The sequence below is a fragment of the Streptomyces durmitorensis genome (genome assembly GCF_023498005.1).
GTDB lineage: Bacteria > Actinomycetota > Actinomycetes > Streptomycetales > Streptomycetaceae > Streptomyces > Streptomyces durmitorensis.
The window spans coordinates 1,935,997-1,955,857 of sequence record NZ_CP097289.1; the positions used below are offsets into that span (position 1 = coordinate 1,935,997).

17 protein-coding genes are annotated in these 19,861 nt (G+C 71.9%); 7 read left to right on the forward strand and 10 right to left on the reverse strand.

Features of this window, described 5'->3' with window-relative positions:
* The first annotated feature begins 13 nt into the window (after positions 1 to 13).
* The 3 genes from narH to narI are packed head-to-tail and all read left to right on the forward strand — an operon-like array spanning position 14 to position 2,906.
* Positions 14 to 1,618: a nitrate reductase subunit beta gene (gene narH, locus M4V62_RS08855; protein WP_249586688.1), complete on the forward strand. Its 1,605-nt coding sequence runs from the start codon at positions 14 to 16 to the stop codon at positions 1,616 to 1,618.
* Positions 1,615 to 2,184: a nitrate reductase molybdenum cofactor assembly chaperone gene (narJ, locus tag M4V62_RS08860; protein WP_249586689.1), complete on the forward strand. Its 570-nt coding sequence runs from the start codon at positions 1,615 to 1,617 to the stop codon at positions 2,182 to 2,184. The genes narH and narJ overlap by 4 nt, the downstream gene beginning before the upstream one ends.
* Positions 2,184 to 2,906: a respiratory nitrate reductase subunit gamma gene (narI, locus tag M4V62_RS08865; RefSeq protein ID WP_249586690.1), complete on the forward strand. Its 723-nt coding sequence runs from the start codon at positions 2,184 to 2,186 to the stop codon at positions 2,904 to 2,906. Before narJ ends, narI begins: the two co-directional genes overlap by 1 nt.
* A gap of 49 nt (positions 2,907 to 2,955) precedes the next feature.
* On the opposite strand, the gene dnaK is transcribed toward narI, so the two are convergent.
* From dnaK to M4V62_RS08880, 3 genes are all read right to left on the reverse strand, one after another.
* Positions 2,956 to 4,818 carry a molecular chaperone DnaK gene (gene dnaK / locus M4V62_RS08870; RefSeq protein WP_249586691.1) on the reverse strand — a complete coding sequence of 621 codons (1,863 nt, stop codon included), beginning with the start codon at positions 4,816 to 4,818 and terminating at the stop codon, positions 2,956 to 2,958.
* Between the two features lie 149 nt (positions 4,819 to 4,967).
* The gene (locus M4V62_RS08875) at positions 4,968 to 5,393 is read right to left on the reverse strand and encodes an OsmC family peroxiredoxin (RefSeq protein ID WP_249586692.1); all 426 of its coding nucleotides are present in this window, start codon (positions 5,391 to 5,393) and stop codon (positions 4,968 to 4,970) included.
* A 163-nt stretch (positions 5,394 to 5,556) separates the two neighbouring features.
* Positions 5,557 to 6,054, reverse strand: a complete 498-nt coding sequence (locus M4V62_RS08880; RefSeq protein WP_249586693.1) for a hypothetical protein — start codon at positions 6,052 to 6,054, stop codon at positions 5,557 to 5,559.
* A 287-nt stretch (positions 6,055 to 6,341) separates the two neighbouring features.
* On the opposite strand from M4V62_RS08880, the gene M4V62_RS08885 reads away from it, so the two are divergent.
* Positions 6,342 to 7,979 (forward strand): DUF6345 domain-containing protein, encoded by a 1,638-nt coding sequence (locus tag M4V62_RS08885; RefSeq protein WP_249586694.1) that lies wholly within the window; start codon positions 6,342 to 6,344, stop codon positions 7,977 to 7,979.
* A gap of 17 nt (positions 7,980 to 7,996) precedes the next feature.
* Here M4V62_RS08885 and M4V62_RS08890 read toward each other — a convergent pair whose 3' ends face one another.
* The 3 genes from M4V62_RS08890 to M4V62_RS08900 form a co-directional block, all read right to left on the reverse strand.
* Complete coding sequence (locus M4V62_RS08890; RefSeq protein ID WP_249586695.1) at positions 7,997 to 9,397, reverse strand: amino acid permease; 1,401 nt, start codon at positions 9,395 to 9,397, stop codon at positions 7,997 to 7,999.
* Between the two features lie 82 nt (positions 9,398 to 9,479).
* Positions 9,480 to 11,648, reverse strand: coding sequence for a phage holin family protein (locus M4V62_RS08895; RefSeq protein WP_249586696.1), 2,169 nt, complete (start codon positions 11,646 to 11,648; stop codon positions 9,480 to 9,482).
* Between the two features lie 56 nt (positions 11,649 to 11,704).
* Entirely contained in the window at positions 11,705 to 12,127 is a 423-nt protein-coding gene (locus M4V62_RS08900; RefSeq protein WP_425575029.1) for a hypothetical protein, read from the reverse strand.
* 99 nt (positions 12,128 to 12,226) lie between these two features.
* Here M4V62_RS08900 and M4V62_RS08905 point away from each other — a divergent pair, with 99 nt between their 5' ends.
* Both M4V62_RS08905 and M4V62_RS08910 read left to right on the forward strand, forming a co-directional pair.
* Positions 12,227 to 13,015, forward strand: a complete 789-nt coding sequence (locus M4V62_RS08905; protein ID WP_249586697.1) for an MBL fold metallo-hydrolase — start codon at positions 12,227 to 12,229, stop codon at positions 13,013 to 13,015.
* Positions 13,015 to 13,629 (forward strand): DedA family protein, encoded by a 615-nt coding sequence (locus M4V62_RS08910; protein ID WP_249592746.1) that lies wholly within the window; start codon positions 13,015 to 13,017, stop codon positions 13,627 to 13,629. Before M4V62_RS08905 ends, M4V62_RS08910 begins: the two co-directional genes overlap by 1 nt.
* Positions 13,630 to 13,779: 150 nt before the next feature.
* Here the strand turns inward: M4V62_RS08910 and M4V62_RS08915 are convergent, their stop codons facing one another.
* From M4V62_RS08915 to M4V62_RS08925, 3 genes are all read right to left on the reverse strand, one after another.
* A complete protein-coding gene (locus M4V62_RS08915; protein WP_249592747.1) occupies positions 13,780 to 14,781 on the reverse strand; it encodes an MBL fold metallo-hydrolase in 1,002 nt (333 codons plus the stop codon).
* Positions 14,782 to 15,680: 899 nt separating this feature from the next.
* Positions 15,681 to 16,928 (reverse strand): aminotransferase class I/II-fold pyridoxal phosphate-dependent enzyme, encoded by a 1,248-nt coding sequence (locus M4V62_RS08920; RefSeq protein ID WP_249586698.1) that lies wholly within the window; start codon positions 16,926 to 16,928, stop codon positions 15,681 to 15,683.
* A 111-nt stretch (positions 16,929 to 17,039) separates the two neighbouring features.
* Entirely contained in the window at positions 17,040 to 17,756 is a 717-nt protein-coding gene (locus tag M4V62_RS08925; RefSeq protein WP_249586699.1) for an ANTAR domain-containing response regulator, read from the reverse strand.
* 79 nt (positions 17,757 to 17,835) lie between these two features.
* Between M4V62_RS08925 and M4V62_RS08930 the strand changes: the two genes are divergently transcribed.
* A complete protein-coding gene (locus tag M4V62_RS08930; protein ID WP_249586700.1) occupies positions 17,836 to 18,993 on the forward strand; it encodes a GAF domain-containing protein in 1,158 nt (385 codons plus the stop codon).
* Here the strand turns inward: M4V62_RS08930 and M4V62_RS08935 are convergent.
* Positions 18,990 to 19,787, reverse strand: a complete 798-nt coding sequence (locus tag M4V62_RS08935) for an RNA polymerase sigma factor SigF (RefSeq protein ID WP_249586701.1) — start codon at positions 19,785 to 19,787, stop codon at positions 18,990 to 18,992. The two genes, M4V62_RS08930 and M4V62_RS08935, sit on opposite strands and share 4 nt — an antisense overlap.
* Positions 19,788 to 19,861: the final 74 nt, after the last annotated feature.

Consider the following 19,861-nt stretch of genomic DNA (forward strand, 5'->3'; position numbering starts at 1 on the left):
CAATAGACGAGTGATGGCACAGATCGCGATGGTCATGAACCTCGACAAGTGCATCGGCTGCCACACCTGCTCCGTCACCTGCAAGCAGGCGTGGACCAATCGCGACGGCATGGAGTACGTCTGGTTCAACAACGTCGAGACCCGCCCCGGCCAGGGCTACCCGCGCCGCTACGAGGACCAGGAGAAGTGGCGCGGCGGCTGGGAGCTGAACAAACGGGGCGCCCTGAAGCTCAAGAACGGCGGGCGGATCAAGGCCCTCCTGGAGATCTTCTCCAACCCGAAGCTGCCGGAGATCAAGGACTACTACGAGCCCTGGACGTACGAGTACAAGAACCTCACCGACGCCCCCCTCGGCGACGACTACCCCGTCGCCGAACCGCGCTCACTGATCAGCGGCAAGCCCATGAAGATCGAGTGGTCCTCGAACTGGGACGACAACCTGGGCGGCGCCACCGAGTACGGCGACCTCGACCCGATGGTGGCCAAGACCCGCGAAAAGGCCGCGGAGAAGGTGAAGTTCGCCTTCGAGCAGACCTTCATGTTCTATCTGCCGCGGATCTGCGAGCACTGCCTGAACCCGGCGTGCGTGGCGTCCTGCCCGTCCGGCGCGATGTACAAGCGCGAGGAGGACGGCATCGTCCTCGTCGACCAGGACAGCTGCCGGGGCTGGCGCAAGTGCGTGACGGGCTGCCCGTACAAGAAGGTGTACTTCAACCACCGCACCGGCAAGGCCGAGAAGTGCACGATGTGCTACCCGCGCCTGGAGGTGGGTCTGCCCACCGTCTGCTCGGAGACCTGCGTGGGCCGCCTCCGCTACCTCGGGGTGATCCTCTACGACGCCGACAAGGTGACCGAGGCCGCGTCGGTCAAGGACGACAAGGCGTTGTACGAGGCGCAGTTGGGGGTCTTCCTCGACCCGGACGACCCCGAGGTGCGGCGCGAGGCCGAGAAGGCCGGGATCGGCCACGACTGGGTGGAGGCGGCACGCCGCTCCCCCGTGCACGCGCTGATCAGCAAGTACCAGGTGGCTCTTCCGCTGCATCCGGAGTACCGGACGATGCCGATGGTCTGGTACATCCCGCCGCTCTCCCCGGTCGTGGACGCGCTCAGCGAGACCGGGCACGACGGCGAGGACCTGGACAACCTCTTCGGGGCGATCGACACCCTGCGCATCCCGCTCGAATACCTGGCGGAGATCTTCACGGCCGGTGACGTGGGCCCGGTGCGGGCCTCCCTGGAGAAGCTGGCGGCGATGCGGGCGCACATGCGGGCCATCAACCTCGGTGACCGGCCCGACCGTTCGGTCGCCGACGCCGTGGGCATGTCGGGGCAGGAGATCGAGGAGATGTACCGGCTGCTCGCCATCGCCAAGTACGAGGACCGCTACGTCATCCCGACCGCCGCGGTCGGTGACGCGCAGCGCCTTGAGGAGTCCGCGCTGCCGGACTCGTGCAGCCTCGACTACGAGGACGGTCCGGGGATGGGCGGCGACGGTCCCTTCGGGCAGGACTCGGGCCGCAAGCAGCTCCCGCTGGTGACCATCGAGAACTTCCACGCCCTGCGGGACCGGCAGACCGCCGACGAGCAGCCGTCCGCCACCGAGAAGGACACACTGTGAGCGACCATGCCGTGCTCTATCAGGCAGCCGCGCACTGCCTGTCCTACCCGGACGCGGAGTTCCGCGAGCTGCTGCCCCAACTGACAGCTGCCGCACCCCAGTTGGAGAGCTTCCTGGCGCACGCCGCCGCGGCGGACCCGTCCGAACTCGCCGCGCACTACGTCCAGGTCTTCGACTTCAAGAACCGCCACAGCCTCTACCTGAGCTGGTGGCGCGACGGCGACACACGGCGGCGCGGAATGGCCCTGGTCCGGTTCAAGGAGGTCTACCGCGAGCACGGCATGGAGTTCACCGGCGAGGAACTGCCGGACTTCCTGCCCGCGGTCCTGGAGTTCTCCGCGCACGCGGGCCCCGTCCTCCTGGAGGAGCACAGGCCGGGCCTGGAGCTGCTGCGCCTCGCCCTCACTGATTTCGGCACCCCGTACGCGCCCGTCCTCGACGCGGTGTGCGCGACGCTGCCGGGACCTTCGCCGAAGGACCGGGCCGAGGCGCAGGCGCTCGCCCGGTCGGGGCCCCCGCGGGAGGACGTCGGCCTTGAACCCTTCGCACTGATCGGGGAGCACTGATGAGAACACTGCTGTGGGGTGTCATCCCGTACGTGGCCGTGGTCCTCCTGGTGGCGGGCCTCCTGTGGCGCTACCGCTACGACAAGTTCGGCTGGACGACGCGCTCCTCCCAGGTGTACGAGTCGAAGCTCCTGAACATCGCGTCGCCGATGTTCCACTACGGCATCCTCTTCGTCCTCGTCGGGCATCTGGTGGGGCTCTTCGTCCCGGAGTCGTGGACGGAGAAGGTGGGCGTGAAGGAGCACACGTACCACCTGTTCTCGCTGTACGGCGGCACCGCGGCGGGCATCCTGCTGGTGCTCGGCATCCTGCTGCTGCTCTACCGGCGGCGCACGAACGCGCCGGTGTTCCGGGCGACGACCGCCAACGACAAGCTGATGTATCTCGTGCTCTTCGCGGCGATCGTGCTCGGCATGGTCGCCAAGCTGACGCACGCGTCGGGCGACGGCTACAACTACCGCGAATCCATTGCCCCTTGGGCGCGGAGCCTGTTCACCCTGCGGCCCGACACGGAGCTGATGGCGGGGGTTCCCGTCCTGTACCAGATCCATGCGCTGGTCGGCCTCGCGCTGTTCGCGCTGATTCCGTTCACACGGCTGGTGCACATGTTCAGCGCGCCGGTGCAGTACCTGTTCCGGCCGTACGTCGTGTACCGGAGCAAGGACCCGCGCAGGGTGGGGCCGCGTCCGGAGCGGCGGGGGTGGGAGAAGACGGGGTCCTGATCCCTTCCTGATCCCCTCCCCTCCCCGCCGCTGCCGGGGCCGGGGCGGGCTACTCCCCCGCCTTCTTCTCCGGCTTCTCGTCGTCCACGATCTCCGCGTCGACCACGCCCTCCTCGGCACCGGAGGGCTCCGGGGGCGTCTGCTCCTGGGCGGCCTCGCCGGCGGACTCGTACATGGCCTGACCCATCCGCTGACTGACGGAGGCCAGCTTCTCGGCGCCGGTGCGCAGCGCCGCCGTGTCGTCGGGCCTGTCCTTCAGGAGGCCCTTCAACTCCGTGGCGGCGGCCTCGACCTCGGTCCTGGTGGCGGCGGGGATCTTCTCCTCGTTCTCGCGCAGGAACCGCTCCGTCTGGTAGACGAGCTGCTCCGCCTGGTTGCGGGTCTCCGCCGCGTCGCGCCGCTTGCGGTCCTCCGCCGCGTGCTCCTCCGCCTCGCGCACCATGCGGTTGATGTCGTCCTTGGGCAGTGCGGAGCCGCCCGTGACCGTCATGCGCTGCTCGCGCCCCGTCGCCTCGTCCTTGGCGGAGACGTGCATGATTCCGTTGGCGTCGATGTCGAAGGTGACCTCGATCTTGGGCACGCCGCGCGGCGCCGGGGGCAGTCCCGTCAGGTCGAATACGCCCAGCTTCTTGTTGTACGCGGCGATCTCCCGCTCCCCCTGGAAGACCTGGATGCCGACCGACGGCTGGTTGTCCTCGGCGGTCGAGAAGGTCTCCGAACGCCGGGTGGGAATGGTCGTGTTGCGTTCGATGAGCTTGGTCATGATGCCGCCCTTGGTCTCGATCCCGAGGGACAGCGGCGTCACGTCGAGGAGCAGGACGTCCTTCACGTCACCCCTGATCACACCGGCCTGGAGCGCCGCGCCGAGCGCGACCACCTCGTCCGGGTTGACGCCCTTGTGCGGCTCGCTCCCGGTGAGTTCCTTGACCAGTTCCGTCACCGCGGGCATCCGCGTCGAGCCGCCCACCAGAATCACGTGGTCGACGGCCGACAGCTGCACGCCCGCGTCCTTCACCGCCTGGTGGAAGGGCGTGCGGCAGCGCTCAAGCAAGTCCGCCGTCAGCTCCTGGAACTGAGCGCGGGTCAGCTTCTCCGCCAGGTGCAGGGGGCCGTCCGCCGACGCCGTGACGTACGGAAGGTTGATGTCCGTCTCGCTCGACGAGGACAGCTCGATCTTCGCCTTCTCGGCGCCCTCCCGCAGCCGTTGCAGCGCCATCTTGTCCTTGCCGAGGTCCACTCCGTGCGCGTTCTTGAACTGCCGCACCAGGTACTCGACGATGCGCTGGTCCCAGTCGTCGCCGCCCAGTTGGGTGTCGCCGTTGGTGGCTTTCACCTCGATGACGCCGTCGCCCATCTCCAGGAGCGAGACGTCGAAGGTGCCGCCGCCGAGGTCGAAGACGAGGACGGTCTGGTCGTCGCCCTTGTCGAGGCCGTACGCGAGCGCCGCGGCCGTCGGTTCGTTGATGATGCGGAGCACCTTCAGGCCCGCGATCTCGCCGGCCTCCTTGGTGGCCTGGCGCTGCGTGTCGTCGAAGTACGCGGGGACGGTGACGACCGCGTCCGTGACGTCCTCGCCCAGATAGGACTCGGCGTCACGCTTGAGCTTCTGCAGGACACGGGCGGAGAGCTCCTGCGCGGTGAACCGCGTGCCGTCCACGGAGCCGTCCTCCGGGAAGCGCCAACTCCCGTCACCCATATGGCGTTTGACGGAGCGTGCGGTGCGCTCCACATTCGTCACGGCCTGCCGCTTGGCCACTTCTCCGACGAGTACGTCGCCGTTCTTCGCGAAGGCGATGACCGAGGGTGTGGTGCGCGCTCCCTCCGCGTTGGCGACGACCGTGGGATCACCGCCCTCCAGGACGGCCACCACCGAGTTCGTCGTACCGAGGTCGATCCCGACTGCACGTGCCATGTCCAGTCCCCTTCCACCGCGAGCCCGTTTCCCGGCGTACTTCGACCTCCATCACAAAACTTGAGCGGCCCGTTGTCAATGCCGCCTATGACGGTGCCGCCGCCCCTGAGGGACGGCGGCACCGTCGGAGAATGGCGGAAAGCCGTGCGTCAGGCGAGCTTGGCCGTCAGCGTGATGGTCGTGCCCGTCAGCGCCTGGCTCACGGGGCAGTTCTTCTTGGCGTCCTCGGCGGCGGCGACGAACGCGGCCTCTTCGATGCCCGGCACCGTGCCCTCGACGGTGAGGTGGATGCCGGTGATGCCGGTGCCCGGCTGGAACGTCACGTCGGCCGACGTGACCAGGCGGGTGGGCGGGGTGCCCGCGCTGTTCAGACCGTTCGAGAAGGCCATGGAGAAGCAGCTGGAGTGCGCGGCGGCGATCAGCTCTTCCGGGCTGGTCTTGCCGTTGGCCTGCTCGGCGCGGGACGGCCAGGACACGGCCTGCTCCCCGATCCCGGAGGAGTCGAAGGTGACGGTGCCCGAGCCCTCCGTCAGGTTGCCTTCCCAGACCGTGTGCGCGGAGCGCGTGGTAGCCACGATGTTGATCCCTTCAGTGCGGTTCCGAGATGCGTTCCGGAACGTCCGTGCACCCATCCGATCACACCCTGACTCGGCGCACGCGGAAGACCGGCCCTCGGACGGTGAACGGCAGGCGGCCACCGGGCGGCCCAAGCGGGCGCGGGCGACGGGAGGTTCCGCCTCAGCGGTCGCCCTGGCCGGCCAGCCGCCGCACGAGTGCGATCAGCGCGTCCCGTTCCGTCTCCGGCCGCTGCTCCCCGCCGAAGATCATCCGAACCGCCTGGGGAACGCTGAACCACCAGGCCCCGAGGGCCAGTACGGCATAGAACAGCGCCCGGGGATCGAGGGTCGGGCCCAGGGTGCCGTCGCTCTGGGCCTGAGCGTGGGCCTCGACCCTGGCCCCGTAGGTCACGGTGCGCTCGGGCTCCTTGAGGGCGGGGGCACCCTTGTCGCGCAGGCCCTCCCAGTGCAGGAGCCGGATGAACTGGGGGCGGGAGCGGTGGTAGTCGTACAGCCGGCCCGCGTAGTCGCCGAGGTCGGCGGCCTGTTCGACGGTGATGGGGATGGTGGTGGCGATGCGGTCGAGCTCGGCCTCCAGGACGTGCCCGAAGAGCTTCTCCTTGTTGCCGAAGTACTGGTAGAGCAGCGCCTGCCGGGTGCGTGCGGTGTCCCAGGCCATGGCGCATGGATACCCAACCAGTTGTTTGGAGATGGTTCCGGCCGCGTGCTGGCTCTCGGTCTTCCCGACCCTCACCGTCCTGGGGCTGCTCTTCCACTCCTGGCTCGCGCCCGGCTGCAGAAGATCCGCGGCAGGCTCCTCAGCAGGGAGAACCGGGGTTCCTGAGGCTCCACGGCAGTCCCGGTGCGCGGTCGCTATGGCCGAAATCGCAACTGTGCAAGGCGCGCCTGCGGTGACACTTTGAGGCCCCCTCGCACCCACGAGGAGATCACTCAGGGGGTTTGGCCATGCGCATGAATTACACGGACCGCGGTCCGTCCCCGCTCGAAGGAGCGAAGCCCGGAGCCGCAGGTACCCGCGACTCGACGTTCGGCTGGTGGGGCGCCTTCAGCATCCAGAAGTTCGTCAACCAGTCGTCTCTCTTCCACACGCACGCCGATGCCACCGGGTGGCTCGCGTACCTCCAGCAGTTCTACGACCGCAACTTCTGGTTCGCGGACGGCGGGGCACAGGTCTGGGCGTACGAGGAGACGTACGACAACTGGCAGGACCGCTACGGGATGGACTCGGTGGTCGCCGTCTACCACTCGGGCCACGGCGGCATGGACAACAACGGCGTCTTCTTCGCGCCGCTTGGCGCGGTCTGGGACGGCCGCAGCGACGCGGTCTCGAACCGGATGGCACTGGGCAACGAGAAGGCGAACTACGTCTTCTGGTCGACCTGCACCTCGCTGCGGGTCCTCGGCGGGCACTCCCCGATCCGCACCTGGGCGGGGCCCAACATCGGCTTCCGCATGATCTTCGGGTTCGAGACCGTCAGCATCGACAGCCCGGACTACGGCAAGAAGTTCTGGGAGAAGTGGCGGGCCGGGCAGACGTTCACCGACGCGTGGCTGAACGCGAGCTGGGACATCTACAAGGGTCAGGCGCCCTCGGTCTGCGCGGTCGGCACCAACCAGGCCGACGCCACCGCCCGCCTCAACGGCGAGCGGACCCTCTACCGCGAGCACGTGCCGGACAACTGGTACGCGTGGCGCTGGTTCAACGCGCGCGACAGCCTCAGGCAGCCGCTGGCGCAGGTGCCGAGCAGCCCGCAGATCGTCCAGCTCGCGCCGCGCGACCCGGGCGAGGAGCTCACCAGGATGGGCCGCATCGCCGACTTCCCGTCGGCGGCGCTGCAAGAGGTGCAGGTCGAGCGGCAGGGCGTGCTCAGCGCCACCTCGGGCGACCGGACGATCTCCACGGCTCCGCACGCCATCCGGTGGGTCAAGCTCGCCGAGACCAACCAGCGCAACCTGCGGCAGCTGCCCACCGACCAGGCCGTCGAGACGGCGCGCACCTTCGCCGAGCAGCACGCCGACGGCGCCGAACTGGTCGTCGACAGCGTGCACGACCTGATGCAGAACTCCGGGGCGAAGGACGGCTCCGAGCTCGGGCAGCCGGTGTCCCTCGAGACGCATGTGACGTTCCGGCAGGTCTTCGACGGCGTACCGGTCATCACGCCCGACCGCGGTCTCATCCGCGTGGCGCTCGACAACGACGGGACCGTCGTCCAGGCGCAGATCTCCACGCGCGAGACCACCGGCACGACGCGCGAGCCGAGCACCGACATCGCGCCGCCCCCCGCAGGCGGCAAGGCGGCGGCTGCCACGCCGCGGGCCCGCGACCCGCACGAGGCGCTCGCGGCGGCGCAGCGGAAGCTGCTCGCCGAGCTCGCCACCGTCACGGCCGACGCCGAGCAGGGCGGCAAGGGCGCGAGGGCGCAGCAGGAGCCGCAGGTCAGGGACGTGCCGGGCACGTTCGACGTCGGCTATGAGATCGAGGGCAACGAGGCCTACCCGGCCGCCCGCAAGCTGATCGAGATCGGCCCGCCCGACGGCATGTTCACCACCCGCCGCTGGGTGGTCGCGCCGCTCGCCAGGTAGTGGTCGTGGGCTAGCAGTCAGTGGGTGGCGGTCCGCTCCTTGCGGGCCGCCATCCACGCGTGGACGAGCACGCCCGCGAAGAGGAACAGGACGCCCTGGTAGACGGCCGCGTATCCGGACCCGGCGACCAGCCACATGGAGAACCCGCACGCGATGCCCGCGAGGACGCCGTCCCGCACCAGGCGGGCCCGGTTGACGCGCTCGCCCTGTCCGGAGACGAGGAAGTAGATCTGCGCGGCGGTGGCCAGGAGGTAGGGCACGGTCGCGGTGAACGTGGTGATCAGGACGAGGGACTCGAAGACGCCGCTCGATCCGGCCGTGTAGTTGTAGACGGTGAGCAGCGAGGCGAGGACGACGGTGACCAGGACGCCCATGGTCGGCACGCCGCGCCGCTTCCTCGCGAAGGCCGGCGGGAAGAGGCCGTCCTTGGCGGCCGCGTACGGCGTCTGGGCGCTCAGCAGGGTCCAGCCGTTCAGGGCGCCGAGGATCGACACGACCGCGGCGCACGCCACCGCCGTACCGCCCCAGGAGCCGCCGAACATGACGTTGACGGCGTCCGAGAACGGCGCGGTGGAGCCGACGAGCTTGTCGTGGGCGACGGTGCCGAAGACGGCGATGGTGCCGAGCAGGTAGACGAGGGCGGCGCCGAGGGTGCCGAGGATGGTGGCGCGCCCGACGTTGCGCCGCGGGTCGCGCACTTCACCGGCGCTGACGGCGGCCGACTCCACTCCCAGGTAGGAGAAGAGCAGGATCGCGGCGGAGGCGGAGATCGCACCGACCGGGCTGTCGTCGCTCGCCTGGAAAGGCCCGAGGTTGGCGCTGTCGAAGAAGAAGAGCCCGCCGACCGCGACGAGGATCAGCGGCAGGAACTTCAAGACGGTGGCGACGACCTGGACCGCGCCGACGTACCGCGTGCCCGCGAAGTTCGCGAGCGCGGGCAGGAGTTGCAGCACGAGAGCGGCCAGGCAGGCGGTCCACTTGTGGTCGCCCACCGGTATCAGGACGTCGAGATAGCCGACGGCCGCCACGGCGAGCGCGGCGTTCGACACCCAGGCGGTGGCCCAGTAGGACCAGGCCGCGAGGAATCCCGCGAAGTCACCGAAGGCCTCGCGCGCGTAGACGTACGGTCCGCCGGTGCGCGGATCGCGCTGCGCGAGCCGCCCGAAGACCAGGGCGAGGGCGATCGCGCCCAGGGTCAGGACGCCGAACGCGACGAGGCTGATGGTCCCGAAGGGGGCGACGGAGGCCGGGAGCAGGAAGATGCCGCCGCCGATGATGTTGCCCATGACGAGGCAGGTGGCGATGGGGAGTCCGAAGCGGCGAGCGTGCTTGCTGGGCTGCTCCTCGGGCCGCTCTGTCCGCTGTTCTTCCTGGTCGGGGGCCGGAGCCGTCTTGATCGCGGTTCCGGTGTCGTGCATGGGGTGGTGCCTCTCATCGTGCCGGACGCCCGGGATCGCCGGGGCGTCAGACATGGTCGGACACGGCGGGAACCGCGCAAAATCAGCGCGTTTTGTCCTGCGCGGCAGGGTCGACGGCCGCAAAAGCTGTGCCGCCGAGGTCACCCGACCGGGAATCGTCCGCAGCCCCGGCAACCCCTCCCACCAGCGGAATCTCGGGTCCTTGGTACTCGCCGAGCCAGCGCCGGAGCACGTCGTGCACCCGCTCGGCGCCGACGAGTTCGTGCCCCTCGTCGAGCGGCGCGGAGAGTACGAGGGGCGAGAGGAGGAAGGGGTGGGCCTGGGCGCCGCCGAGTCCGCCGTGCGAGCCGATCTGCTCCTCGAAGGCGAGGACTTCGCCGTCCTGGGGGTCGTACCAGGAGTTGACCATGACGTCGGCGACGTGCGGGAAGCCGTCGGTGCGGCGCACGGCGTCGGCGGCGCCGGGCCCGAAGTCGGCGAGCGGCCCGAGGTCGCCCGTGTCCTCGTCGAGATACACCTCGGAGCCGCGTGCGCCGAGGACGACCGGGCCGCGCTCCTGACTGCGTACGAGGAGGAAGCCGATGCCCGGGTGGTTGGCGAGGGTGGGCAGGAGCGCCGGGTGGCGCAGGTCGATCTCCTCGCGGGTCATGCGGCGTGGGACGTCGGGGAAGGAGACGAGGCCGAGGTTGCCGGACGCGAGGACGATGGGCTCCGCGCGGCGGGCGGGGCGGTGCTCTCCCGCGCCCTCCTCGACGGGGCGGCGCAGGGCGGTGCGGACCGTCGAGCGGGCCTCGGCACCGCTGTGCGTGCGCTGGGCCCTGCGCGGCACGGGAAGGCCGCAGCCGGCCCTGACGAGGTCGCCGAGGGTGAGGCCGTAGCGGGCGCGGAAGGTCTCGCCCGGGCTCTGGCCGTGGTCGGAGAGGACCACGATGCGGTAGGCGCGGGGGGCGTGTTCGGCGACCTTCGCGATCAGCGCGAGGGACCGGTCGAGCCGCTGGAGCACCTTGTCCACGTCGCTGCCGACGGGCCCCGAGTGGTGGGCCACTTCGTCGTACGCGACGAGGTCGGCGTAGACCGCGCTGCGCCCGGCGAGCATGTCCCCTATGACGGCGGCGACGACGACATCGCGTTCGACGACGGTCGCGAAGGCGCGGATGAAGGGGTAGAGCCCGCCACGGCCGATGCGCGGGCGGCGCTTTTTGATCCGGGCGCGGGTCGACTCGCCGATCTCCCGGCCGACTTCGGCGACGAAGGACAGGGCGGTGCGGACGGCGTTGGCGGGGTCGGAGAAGTAGGCGAAGTACCCGGCGCGCGAGCGGTTCTTCCTGCCGCGGCGTGCGGCCATGGAGAGCACGAGGGCGAGCTGCTCGGCGCCGCCGCTGAAGAGGTTGCCGCGGCTGGCTCCGTCGAAGGTGAGCAGGCCGCCGTCGCCGGTGCGCTCGATGGCGCGGCGCTGGAGTTCGACGGCGGACGCGGGCCGGTTGGAGACCATGACCTCGCCGGTGTCCTTCTCGTACCAGCGGAAGGCGGGGACGTCGTGGTTCGAGCCGTGCAGGATGCCGAGCTGGCTGGCCCCTGTCTGGCTCGACCAGTCGGTGCGCCAGGGCGTGAGGCGATGGCTGGGCGCACCGTCCTGTCCCAGCCAGCCCGCGACGGTCGGCATCAGGCCCTTGTCCGCGGCGGTGCGCAGGACGTCGTGGCCGACGCCGTCGAGCTGGATGAAGACGGTGCCGGGCGGGACGGGGCCGACGTGCCCTTCGGCACGGCGGCGGCGCCTGCGGTCGGCGAGGCGGTAGAGGCGGCGGCGGTAGGCGTCGTCGTCGCGGACGGCGAGGGCGCCGCCGGTGGCGGAGGCGACGGCGGACATGACGGCGGCGACCACGACGGCGGTCTCCGGGTTGGCGTCACCGCGGCCGTCGGGGATCAGCCTCAGGGCGAGCAGGAGCAGCGACCCGTTGAGGAAGAAGGCGAGAAGACCGAGCACGAGCGCGGGCACGAGCAGCAGCGCCCGCACGAGCAGGGGCCACACCAGCGAGGAGAGCAGGCCGAAGGCGCCTGCGCCCAGGGCGGCGGTGACGGCGATGCGGGTGGCGCTGTCGCCGTCGTCGGACTGCAACTGGAAGTCCGGCAGGATCCCGGCGAGCGCGAGCATGGTGAGCGTACTGACCAGCCACACCGCGACGGAGCGCCACAGTGCGCTGCCGACCGCCCGCCATCGCCCTCGCCCCACGCCCGCCGCCTCACGTTTCATGACAGATCCGGACACCAGCGTGTCACAGGGTGAACGGGTCGGTGGGCGGGGACGGATCAGCGGCCGTCGTATCCCGCGGTCGGCATGGAGAGCCGCCGGTGGACGTGGGCCTTCATCACCGCGTCGTACGACGGTTCCGCGAGGCCCGCCGTCTCGATCCGCACACCGCGCCGCCCGCACTCCGCGGTGAACTCGTCCGGCGAGCGCAGCGCGCGGTCCAGGACCCGGCGGCTCGGCACGACGAAGAGGTCCACCAGGCCTTCGTCGACGTCCGTCCAGAGCACGGCGTGGTCGGCGGGAAGACCCCGGACGACGAGCTCCCGGGTGATGACGTACCCCCGGGCGGTGGCCCACTGCGCGCACATCTCGTGCTGGCTGCGGGAGTCCACCAGGAAGGGGTCGGCGTCCAGCTCCTCCAGCGGTGTCAGGCTGGCGATCGCCGCGACCCGCAGCACTGTCACGCTCGCGGCATCTCCCATCGCGTTCCCCTCACCTCTGGCGTCCTCACCACTGGCGTCAGCCGAAGACCCTACTCCTGGCCGTAGGCTCGTAAACAGTCGCGCGAAGGAGGAACCGGAGTGCCGGTGGAGATCACCTGGTGGGGTCACGCCACCTGCACGGTCGAGGACTCGGGGCTCCGGGTGCTCACCGACCCGCTGTTCGCCCCTCGCCTCGCCCATCTGCGCCGGCGCAGGGGCGCGCTCCCGCCCCCCGAGGCGGCCGTCGCCGACGCCGTGCTCCTGTCCCATCTGCACGCCGACCATCTGCATCTGCCGTCCCTCGCGCGGATCGTCCCCGGCACGCGCGTGCTGCTCCCGCGCGGCGCCCGCCGGCAGGTGCCGGGGCTGGCGCGCAGGCTCTCCCATCTGCATCTCATCGAGGTCGTGCCGGGGGACGAGGTGCGGGTCGGCGACCTCGTCGTCCGCGTGGTGACGGCGCGGCACGACGGGCGGCGGCTGCCCGTGGGGCCGCACGGCACGCCCGCTCTCGGCTTCGTCGTGCGGGGTGAGGCGCGGACGTACTTCGCCGGGGACACCGGGCTCTTCGACTCGATGGCCGACGAGGTCGGGGATGTCGACGTGGCGCTGCTTCCGGTCGGCGGCTGGGGGCCGTATCTCGGCCATGGTCACCTCGACGCGGCGCGCGCGGCCGTGGCGCTGGCGCGGCTCGCGCCGCGCAGCGCGGTTCCGGTGCATTACGGGACGTACTGGCCGATCGGCATGGACGCCGTACGGCCGCATGAATTCCACACTCCGGGCGAGGAGTTCGTGCGTCAGGCGGCGCGGCTCGCGCCCGAGGTGGCGGTGCACCGGCTGGGGCACGGGGAGAGTGTGCGGCCCGAGGTCACCAAGGGAGAGCCTCAGTGATCCTCGCCGCGGCGGCCCAGGTGCCGCCGGAGTCGACGCAGCAGGCGGTCGGCTATCCCTCGCTCTTCCTGCTCATCGTGCTCGGCGCGCTGGTGCCGGTGGTGCCCACGGGCGCCCTGGTCAGTTCCGCCGCCGTGGTGGCGGTGCACCAGTCGGCGCCCTTCGCGCTGCTCGTGGTGTTCGGGGTCTCGGCGCTCGCCGCGTTCCTCGGGGACATGGCGCTGTACTGGCTCGGGCGGCGCGGGATGCGGTCGAAGAACGGTTCGCGGTGGCTCGCGGCGATTCGTGACCGGGCGCCCGAGGACCGTCTCGCGCAGGCGCAGGAGAAGCTCGCTGACCACGGCGTCCTGGTCCTCGTGCTCTCCCGTCTCGTCCCCGCCGGGCGCATTCCGGTGATGCTGGCGTGCCTCATGGCGAAGATGCCGCTGCGCGAGTTCGCGCGCGGGGACGTGCCCGCGTGCCTCGCCTGGGCCGTGACGTACCAGTTGATCGGCATTCTCGGCGGCTCCCTCTTCGCGGAGCCGTGGGAGGGCGTGGCGGTGGCGGTCGGTCTGACGGTGCTGATCAGCGTGGCGCCGACGGTGTGGCGCAGGGTCAGGCGTACGGCGTCCTGAGCGGCCTCGCCGAAGTCCGCTGCGGCGCGGCAGGACCCCGTAAGGGGCGCGGGGAACTGCGCGACAAGCCACGACGCGCCCGCGGACAAGCACGTCAGAAGCGTGTTCAGAAGCGTGCAGGGAGCAAAGCCCTGCCCGACGGATCATGGCCTAGGAGTGCGGGTCCCTGGCGAGTACGCGGGACGAACCAACCGGCAGATCCCACAGATCCTCCCGAGCCATCCCCGCCGCCTCCCAGGCGCTGCGCACCCGGGTCAGCGGTTCCAGGACCGGCTCGCCCGACAGCAGGAACGTCCCCCAGTGCATCGGGGCGAGGCGGCGCGCCCCGACGTCGGCCGCGGCCCGTACCGCTTCCTCCGGATCGCAGTGGACGTCGCTGAGCCACCATCTCGGGTGGTAGGCGCCGATCGGCAGGAGTGCGAGGTCGATGCCCGGGTAGCGGGCGCCGATCCGCTCGAACCAGTGGCCGTATCCGGTGTCGCCCGCGAAGTAGACGCGCTGCCCGTCGCCGTCGGTGAGGACCCAGCCGCCCCACAGCGTCCGGCAGGTGTCCATGAGACTCCGCTTGGACCAGTGGTGGGCGGGCACGAAGTCGAGGCGCACGCCGCCCAGTTCGGCGGCCTCCCACCAGTCAAGCTCGGTGACCCTGCTGAACCGGCGGCGCGTGAACCACCGGCCGAGCCCGGCGGGCACGAACACCGGTGTCTGTCTGGGGAGTCGGGCGAGGGTCGGGGCGTCCAGGTGGTCGTAGTGGTTGTGGCTGATGACGACCGCGTCGACCCGCGGCAGCGCACTCCAGGCGACGCCCGCGGGCGTGACGCGGGCCGGGGTGCCGAGGATCTTGCGCGACCAGACGGGATCGGTGAGAACGGTGAGCCCACCGACCCGCACCACCCAACTGGCGTGCCCGACCCAGGTGACGGCGACGGTGCGGGAATCCACGCGCGGCAGGGGCCCCGGCTCGAAGGGCAACCGCTGAATGTCGGCAAGACCTTCGGGACCGGGCCGCAGAGCCCCCTCCCGAGCAAACCGCGCAAAGGCCCGCAGCCCCGGCAACGGCGCGGTGAGCCGATCGGCGAACGACTTCGGCCACAGGCGGGGAGCGCCGGGGGTGCGGGGCGGGGCGAGGGGTGTCGGGGGCGCGGGGGGCATTGCGGGCGCTGCGGGCGCTGCGGGCGCTGCGGGCGCTGCGGGCGCTGCGGGCGGGCGGTCGAGGAGAACGGTGGAGAGAGCGCCGGGCCCGGCGTCGGCAGACCTGGCGTCGGCGGGGCGGGGGTCTGTGGGGCGGGGGTCTGTGGGCCGGGCATCCGCGCGGCGGGTGGCGTCCGCAGGCCGAACGCCCACGCGCACGGCGCCCGCGTGCTGCTCGTCCGCCTGCTCGACCTCCGCAGGCCGTGTGCCCGCACGCCCGGCACCCACGGACCCGGCATCCACCGACCCGGCATCCACATGCCGGGAGCCCTCACGTCCGACGCCCGCACGCCCGGCGGCCACGCGCACGGCGCCCGCGTGCCGGTCGTCCGCCTGCTCGACCTCCGCAGACCGTGCGCCCGCACGCCCGGCACCCACGGACCCGGCATCCACCGACCCGGCATCCACATCCCGGCAGCCCTCACGTCCGACGCCCGCACGCCCCGCGCCCACGCACACAGCGCCCGCGTGCCGCTCGTCCACCTGCTCGACCTCCGCAGGCCATGTGCCCGCCCGCCCGGCACCCACCGACCCGGCATCCACATCCCGGCAGCCCTCACGTCCGACGCCCGCCCGCCCCGCGCCCACGCACACAGCGCCCGCGTGCCGCTCATCCGCCTCCTCGACCTCCGCAGGCCATGTGCCCGCCCGCCCGGCATCCACCGACCCGGCATCCGCATGCCGGGAGCCCTCACGTCCGACGCCCGCCCGCCCGGCGGCCACGGATCCCGCGTCCGCGCGCCCGGTATCCGCTGCCCGCGCCGTCGGCTGTGCCTGTTCTGTCTGCTCCGTGCGGCCCGCTTGCCGGGGGTGGATCGCGTGGTCGTCCTGTTGCGTCTGGTCCGTCTGCGTCTGTTGCTTCACCGAGGAGGCTCCATTCGCTGTGCTGCTGCGCGGAGATCGTCGAAGGCCGATCCAAGCATGCTCAACGCCCGTTCCACGTGCGGCAATTCCAGCGCGTCCGGTGCGGTGAGAGACGTCATCCGCTCCTGTCGGGTTGAGCCGAGCAGCGGCCCCGTCGACAGGCGCACGCGCAGCGCGCCCAGGTCGTCGCCGAAGCGGTGGCCGCCGGGTGCGGGCATCGCCAGGCGTTCGCCGAGGAAGTCCTCCAGGTCCTGCGAGTCGCCCACGCCGCGTGCGGCCAGGGCCGGGCGGAGCGGGCCGAGGTCCACGTAGAAGTGGCGGCCCGCCCGCGGGGGCAGGGCGAGCGCGCCCGCGGCGAGCACCTCGCGCTGCGCGGCGGCGGCCACCCGCGCGTGCAGGCGGGTCGCGCGGTCGAGCCGGTCGGTCACCTCGTCCGGCTCTCCCAGGGCGTACGACGCCGCCGCCCCGACCGGCGCCGCGACGCACGCCCCGAGCGCGGTGAGGACGTCCAGGGTGCGCGCCCGCAGCGCCGCGCCGCGCGCACCGGCCGGGAAGCGGGCGACCGCGGCGGGCCAGCCCGGGGGCAGGAAGGCTCCGGAGAGGTCGGTCAGGACCGTCACCCGGTCGGGGGCCATCTCGGCGGGGCCGATGAGCAGGGTGTCGTGCGGGCGGTGCAGGGTGTCACGCCAGGTCTCGTCACTGACGATGTGCAGCCCCTCGTCCGCCGCCGCCTCCACGGCTTCGTGCAGGACTTCCGGCGGCGGCACGGTGGCGGTCGGGTCGTCGGCGACGGAGAGCACGAGCAGGCGGGGAGTGCCGCCCTCGGCGCGGATACGGCGGACGGTCTCCAGGAGGGCGTACGGATCGGGGACGCCGCCGCACTCGGCGGGCGTCGGCACGTGGTACACCGACCGGCCGAGCAGCCGCACCTGCGGCGCCCACCAGGCGGGGCAGGGACGCGGGAGCAGCACGTCGCCGCCGCCGAGCGCGGCGGTCAGCGCGAGCAGCAGCGGCGCGGCCCCGGGCCCGGCGGCGACCTGGTCCCGCTCCCCCGGGAGGCCACGCCGGGCCCAGTAGCCGCTCGCGGCGTCCAGGAGGGCGGGGCTGCCGCCGGGCGGTTCGGCGTGGGCGCGGCCCGCGGCGCCGGCGAGCACGGCGGCCAGCTCGGGCAGGACCGGGAGGCCTGGCTCCGGCAGGGGAGGTCCGTACCGGACAGGGCCACGGCCTTCGGGTTCCGTCCGCATGAACCCATCGAAACGTGACGGGCCGCTCCGCGCGCGCGGGGGCCTCCGGCCGAGTGGTTTCTCCGGCCCGGGCCCGCCCCGGTCCTGGCGCCCGCCCCGGGAAGCGAGCGGTCAGCCTTCCTTCGCGGCCAGTCCCGCCAGCTCTCGCTCAAGGCCCTTCCCGCGCGTCTCCACCACCCCCGACGCGACATCGGAGAGCTTGCGGTTCGTGGTCTGCGAGATGCGGCGCAGCATCGTGAAGGCCTTGTCCACGTCGCAGCTCAGGACGTGCATGATGATGCCGCAGGCCTGGTCGACCACGGGGCGGGTGCGCAGGGCCGTGCCGAGGTGGTCCAGCTCGGCGAGGGCCGCGCGGTAGCGGCGGTCGCGCACCAGGCCCGTCGTGGCGAGGTCGCCGAGCGCCTGAGCAGGGCCGTGCGGGACGTCGTCCAGGGCGCCGGGGCGGAAGCTGAACAGGGTCAGCGTGACCGTGAGCCCCGCGCGCTGGAAGGGGAGCGTGATGCTGGAGCGTACGCCGGAGTCGAGCGCCATCGCGCGGTACTGGGGCCAGCGCTCGTCCCGCAGAAGGTCACCTGTCTCCACCGGCGCGCCCCGCTCCTGCGCGTCCGGGATGGGCCCGTCGCCCGAGCGCAGCTGGACGGAGACCAGAGGGGCCAGGTCGGGGTGGGTCACCGAAGCGGGGTGTTCGCTGCCGCCTTCCGATACGGTCGTGCCCGCGCCGCAGCACGCGGTGGTGCAGCGCACGGCCTGTTCGGCGAGCTCCGAGAGCCTGCGTCCCGGCAGAGCTGATTCCGGTCCTGCCAGGTCCGGTTCCGGTATGAATGGCATCGTGGTCTTCCTCCTCCGCCTTCTCTCCGCCTTCCCGTGAGTCCCCCCGGAAAACAGCCGCAGCGGATACGTTCTGCACATGGCGAAAACGGAGGAGTTCGGTGAAGAGATTGCGGATTTCGTGCGCCGCGTCGCCGAGTTGAAGTCGGCGCGCTCCGTGCCGACGGACGACCTCGGCACCGTTCTCGACGCGGCCATCTTCGAACTCGACCATGTCGCCGACCAGTTGAGGCCTCTCTACGAACGTCTCGCCGCCGAAGGGCACTTGGGCGGCGGCGCCTCCGGCCGGGACGAGGAGCGGCTCCTGCGGGCCCTCTTCCAGCGGCTCCCCCTGCCCGTCGCCCTGGTCGACCGGGAGGCGGTGGTCCGGCGGATGAACTTCGCCGCGACCGGCTTCACGGGCGTCCGCGCGGGCTACGCCACCGGCAGGCCGCTGACCGGATTCCTGCTGCACGCGGACCGGGTCGCGTTCCGCTCGCAGACCGCGGCGGTCGCACGCGGCGAGGGCGACCGCAGCCTCACCGTCCACCTCCAGCGCAATCCGCACCTGCCGGTCCGCGCGACGCTCACCGCACTGCGGCCCGGCGCCGAACCGCGGACGGCGGTCCTGGTGGTGCTGCAGCCGGGCACGCCGCCCACCGGCTCGGGCGCGGCTCCGCGGGAGAACGTCCGCACACACGCCCCCGACCTCGGCGAGGCGACCCGGCACACGGCCCGGATGGACCTCGCGGACGCCATGACCAGCGCGCTGCTCACCGCTCCCGCCGGGGACCGGGCGGCCGTGCTCGAACGGGCGGCAGGCGTGCTGCACCCGCGGTTCGCGGACTGGGTGATCGCCGACGAGGGGGCCGCACGGGCCCGGCGTACGACCGTTCTGGGGCCGAAGGACGCGCCGGTCGGCGACGTCCTGGCACAGGACCCCGCCGCGTGCCCCCTCGTCGTCGAGGCGGCACGCGGCGGGGCACCCATGCTCCAGGTCCGCCCGGAGGACCCGGACTCCTTCGGCCGGGACCCGTCCGGCGCCCCCGTCCTCGTACGCGCGCAGGTGACGTCCCTGCTGTGCGTGCCGCTGCGGGGACGTCAGGACGGCCCGGTGGAGGGTGTGCTCACGCTGTTCAGGAGCGGGGCGCGGCTCGCCTTCTCGATGGCCGAGGCGCAGGCGGTCGACGTGATGGCGCGCCACATCGCGCTGGCGATGGCCCGACAGCCGGGCCGCCGGGCCATCGCGAGCGATTAGGCGGCGTCCTGCATGACCTGGTCGCGCAGGCGGTCGCAGCAGCGGCTGATCAGACGCGAGACGTGCATCTGCGAGATGCCGAGCTGCTCGGCGATGCGGCTCTGCGTCATGTCGCCGAAGAACCGCATGTAGAGGATGTCGCGCTCCCGCTCGGGCAGTTCGGCGATGCGGGGCTTGACGGCCTCGCGGTCGATGACGACGTCGAGCGCGGGGTCGGGCGAGCCCAGGACGTCCCGCAGCGCGTATCCGTCCTCGCTGCCCGGCAGTTCGGCGTCCAGGGAGAGCGCGGTGAAGCTGTCGAGCGCCTCGAGGCCCGCGGCCGCGTCCTCCATGGACAGCTGCGCCTTCTCGGCGATCTCGGCGAGGGTCGGCGCGCGTCCGGGCACGGTCTGGGCCAGGTCCTGCCGGGCGAACCGCACCCGGTTGCGCAAGTCCTGTACACGGCGCGGCACATGGAGGGTCCACATGTGGTCGCGGAAGTGGCGTTTGATCTCGCCGGTGACGGTCGGCACGGCATAGCTCTCGAAGGCGCTGCCCCGCTCCGGGTCGTACCGGTCGACGGCCTTGACCAGGCCGAGGGCCGCGACCTGACGCAGGTCATCAAGGGCTTCGCCGCGGTTTCGGAACCGGCCCGCGAGCCGTTCGGCCATCGGCAGCCAGGCCTTGACCAACTCCTGGCGCAGAGCGTCGCGTTCGGGACCCTGAGGCATCTCGGTGAGCCTGCGGAAGGCGGCGGCGGTGTCGGGGGCGTCGTCGTGCGGATGGCGCTTCGTCTGTCGCGCGTCGGATCGCATGATGCGTCGCAACTCCCTTGTGGGGTGCCTTGGGTTGAGGGGTCACCGTGGGAGGCGCGCACAGTCGCGGCGGG